The organism is Shigella sp. FC1567, from assembly GCF_001743015.1.
Classification (GTDB): domain Bacteria; phylum Pseudomonadota; class Gammaproteobacteria; order Enterobacterales; family Enterobacteriaceae; genus Escherichia; species Escherichia coli.
This window is the reverse complement of record NZ_MIIV01000162.1, coordinates 1-4,168: the sequence shown is the minus strand read 5'-3', so window position 1 is coordinate 4,168 and position 4,168 is coordinate 1. Positions and strand designations below refer to the sequence as shown.

Here is a 4,168-nt window from a genome sequence, read left to right as displayed (position 1 = left end):
AAGCCAAGGGCTACCGCAACCGGGAGCGCTTTAAGCTGGGAGTGATGTTCCACTATGGGAAACTGAATATGGCGTTCTAAGCCTTCCCACCATGATCGGAGAAGACCCTTACGCTTACATACATTACATATAATGTATCGTTTTATAAAAGATGATAAACAATCAATATAAGATAATATATCTATTTTATAGAGGACGTTTTCTATGCCCATAAAAAAGCCCTGTCTAAAACTAAATTTAGATTCTTTGAATGTTGTGAGGTCTGAAATACCGCAGATGCTTTCTGCGAATGAAAGATTGAAAAATAACTTCAATATATTGTACAACCAAATACGGCAATACCCAGCGTACTATTTCAAAGTAGCATCGAACGTGCCAACTTACTCTGATATATGTCAATTTTTTTCTGTCATGTACCAAGGATTCCAGATTGTGAACCATAGTGGAGATGTGTTTATTCATGCATGTCGTGAAAATCCTCAGAGTAAGGGGGATTTTGTTGGGGACAAGTTTCATATTAGTATAGCTAGGGAGCAAGTTCCTCTGGCATTCCAAATTTTGTCTGGTTTATTATTTTCAGAGGACAGTCCTATAGATAAATGGAAGATAACTGATATGAATCGAGTTTCTCAGCAATCTCGTGTGGGGATAGGAGCTCAGTTTACGCTATATGTAAAATCAGATCAGGAATGCTCGCAATATAGTGCTTTATTACTTCATAAAATACGACAATTTATAATGTGTCTCGAGTCTAATCTATTAAGAAGCAAAATCGCTCCCGGGGAGTATCCGGCGTCAGATGTTAGACCTGAAGACTGGAAATATGTCAGCTATCGTAATGAACTACGAAGCGATCGAGATGGAAGTGAAAGGCAAGAGCAAATGTTACGAGAGGAACCATTTTATCGTTTGATGATAGAGTAGAGAAGATGCCAGCTACACCACCTTGTAGCTGGAAAACTGGTTAGAATAACTACGATTAGATTTGGCACAGCGTATGCAGCCTGATTCCTGACCGTGACAGAGCATTCGGCTCATAAACTGCTGAGCTACTCATCTGAAATCCGAACAGTTGTCCACCACTTCAGCGTGCATCTCCTGTTTGAGTCGTTTGATTGCTTTTCGGGATATTAACCTGTCGGATTTTGCATTAGTTAATGCTCCCATCAGGCCTTCATCTTTTCCAGTGCCTATTTTCCTGTTCTCCTTTTGCACAATATAATCAGATCATCTGTATCGTTGACGAGCTCGCTATCTTATAGGAGCATTCTGAATAAGCTACCTCCTTGTAAGGAGGCTTTTACTATTAGTAACTGCAATCTAATAGTATTATAACATCTCTATGGTTGTCTTCTATGCCGTTAAATAAAACATTTTCATCTAGTATATTTTCAACAAAAAATTCGTTATCAACAGATATGTCTGTTAACAGAGATAATAGAACAATAACAAGTTCTATTATGAGGGTCTCAAACTCCAGTGAACTAATTCAGTTTAAGAATAAAACAGCACCTTATTTTTCAGAAAAGAGAAATGTGAAGGTAAATATAAATGGAGTGGCAAAAGATATATATGGAAGACAAATAGTTTGCCGTCACCTAGCTTCCTATTGGGAAATGAATTTTATGGAAACAAATGGGAAGGTAAACTATCAGCTTCTTAGCACCCCTGATGCTATTGCAAAAAATGTATGTTTGGAAAAAACGGAAGATTTTTCAAAATCACCAGCTTATATTTATTTTGTGGAAAATAAAAAGTGGGGAACAGTTATTACTAATTTTTTTTATAACATGAAAAAAAATGGAGACTTTGTCAGAACATTATCAGCATGCACATTAAACCACCAAATGGCGTTAGGGTTGAAAATAAAGCGCGTACAAGAAAGTGAAAAATGGGTTGTTCAGTTTTTCGATCCTAATCGAACTGTTACTCATAAACGTACTGTATTTACTTGTGATAGCCATTTCGAACTGAGTCAATTATCCGCTAAGGATTTTTTTGATGATTTTTATTGGAAAATTTATGGTCTGGAGCAACCCGGGCAGGTAATATTTGAAGATAGGCATAATTCCCCTCTAACAAACACAGTGAAACTTTTACCAGATGAATTGATCAATTCCAGAGTTATATATCATGCGATAACAAAGAATCTGACAGAAGTATTATTTATACTGATGGAAAAATACAAAAATGGTGAAATTTCTCAATCTAAACTGGTGAACCTTCTGGCCACGAGAAGCTCTGATGGTACTCCTGCATTTTATATAGCACTTCAAAACGGATGTTCAGACATTATTCAAGTATATGGTAAGATATTAAATATGTGCAATCTTAGTCAAGAAACAATACTTACATTGCTTGCTGCGGTAGGGGCAAACAATGTGCCGGGTTTATGCATGTCTTTTATGAACGGACATGTAGACACAATAAAAGCCTATGGGGAAATAGTCTTTAAAACCCCGTTAACTTCCGATAAGAGATTATATCTATTAGCTGCGAAAGACAGCCATGATTTACCTGGGTTATTTTTTGCATTGCAGAATGGACATGCAGATAGTATTCGTATGTTCGGAAGTCTGCTTAATAAGAAAATGCTTAGTAGTGAACAAATTAAAGAATTATTGAAAGTAAAGCATGGGTTGTTTATGGCACTTCAAAATGGGCACACAAAGGCCATTATGGCGTATGGAGATATACTAAAAATACTCCCCCCTCACCAGGAATATATAGATGAATTATTATGGATAAAAAATCCCAACGGTACATCAGGACTTTTTATGGCATTTTATAATGGCCATACCGAAACAATACGTGCCTTTTGTAATATTCTAAAAAACTATAGTTTTACCACAAGACGATTGGTCGAAATGCTGTCCGCAACTAATAAAGATGGTATTCCTGGTGTATTTGTATCTGTAGTAAATAGAGACAAAGAAACAATATTAGAGTATTGTAGAATAATAAAAGAGAACAATCTGGAACCGGATACTATAGCAGAACAATTTTCAAAGAAGATGAAAAAAACGTTTATTGAAATAATAAATAGATTTAATCATTTTTTATGAGACTGTAATTTAAATTGTGTAACTACCTGTTTTTGATATGTTCACTCCAACAAGGTGTAGTGACCGGGTAACTGCCAACTTTCAGGCAACCACCTCGATTGGCAACCTTGTTTCCATATCGAGTTCAAATATCCCGTAGGGGTTTACATGGGCGTAAACTGATGATTGTTCAGGTTTCCATGGTATGGCCAAATCTTCTTCATGGATAAAGGTCACATCCAGAGGGTGAGTATTTCCAGTTGCCCGTAATATCGTCGGCTCAATATCATGCGCGTTCATCGGTATCATCGATGCCAGGAAAGCCCACTGGTCAGGATAAGGCCGGAAGGTGGTATCAACAAAAATGTTACCAGGATATGCCGCGCCAGCGGCATGTAAGGCGGCACTCCGTTGTTGCACATGGCAGAGGAGTAAAACCGCCGAAGCCCGGCGTAAGCCGGTACGGTCGTCCGGATATCACCGATCCTCCTCCAGCCCTGCGAGGCAATGCGGCCTGTCAGCGATGAAAATGCCTCTGTGCGCGGTCGGAGTGGTCCCGACAAGGGGTTACTTTTACCGTTACCTCTGTGGACGTAACCGCACTCAAAGAAACTGTATATACCAGACCAGTTGTATCAAGCTTATCTGAGGTAGCCTGAGTTTAACGGACACTCCTTCCTGAAATAGAATGGCATCAGAAGGAGCCAATAATGAGCAGAAAAACCCAACGTTACTCTACGGAGTTTAAAGCCGAAGCCGTCAAAACGGTTCCTGAAAATCAGCTTTCGATCAGTGAAGGCGCTTCCCGATTATCTGTTCCTGAAGGCACTTTAGGACAATGGGTTACCGCCGCAAGAAAAGGGCTCAATACACCAGGCTCCCGCACAGTGGCTGAGCTGGAATCTGAAGTTATGCAACTGCGTCAGGCTTTAAATGAAGCACGACTTGAGCGAGATATATTAAAAAAAGCAACAGCGTATTTTGCCCAGGAGTCGCTGAAAAATACGCGTTAGTCGAACAATGGCGACAACAATTCCCTGTTGAAGCGATGTGTCGGGTACCTGGTGTATCCAGGAGCGGTTATTACGACCGGGTACAGCATGCCCCCTCAGACAGAAAACAAA

The 4,168-nt window shown here is 39.4% G+C and carries 2 protein-coding genes and 2 pseudogenes; 3 read left to right on the top strand and 1 reads right to left on the bottom strand.

The genetic code is table 11. The features are described 5' to 3' along the window. The first annotated feature begins 204 nt into the window (after positions 1 to 204). Positions 205 to 924: a type III secretion system effector phosphothreonine lyase gene (locus BHE85_RS11290; RefSeq protein WP_001121865.1), complete on the top strand. Its 720-nt coding sequence runs from the start codon at positions 205 to 207 to the stop codon at positions 922 to 924. 431 nt (positions 925 to 1,355) lie between these two features. Next, positions 1,356 to 3,065, top strand: a complete 1,710-nt coding sequence (locus tag BHE85_RS11285) for a ShET2/EspL2 family type III secretion system effector toxin (protein WP_004976019.1) — start codon at positions 1,356 to 1,358, stop codon at positions 3,063 to 3,065. Positions 3,066 to 3,224: 159 nt separating this feature from the next. On the opposite strand, the pseudogene BHE85_RS28215 reads toward BHE85_RS11285, so the two are convergent. Further along, a pseudogene (locus BHE85_RS28215) lies at positions 3,225 to 3,416 on the bottom strand (hypothetical protein); the annotation flags it as partial. Between the two features lie 338 nt (positions 3,417 to 3,754). On the opposite strand from BHE85_RS28215, the pseudogene BHE85_RS11275 reads away from it, so the two are divergent. Continuing rightward, a pseudogene (locus tag BHE85_RS11275) lies at positions 3,755 to 4,168 on the top strand (transposase); the annotation flags it as partial.

Coding starts and splice junctions, on each gene's coding strand:
- BHE85_RS11290 (WP_001121865.1), top strand. CDS start 205: ATGCCCATAAAAAAGCCCTGTCTAAAACTAAATTTAGATTCTTTGAAT.
- BHE85_RS11285 (WP_004976019.1), top strand. CDS start 1,356: ATGCCGTTAAATAAAACATTTTCATCTAGTATATTTTCAACAAAAAAT.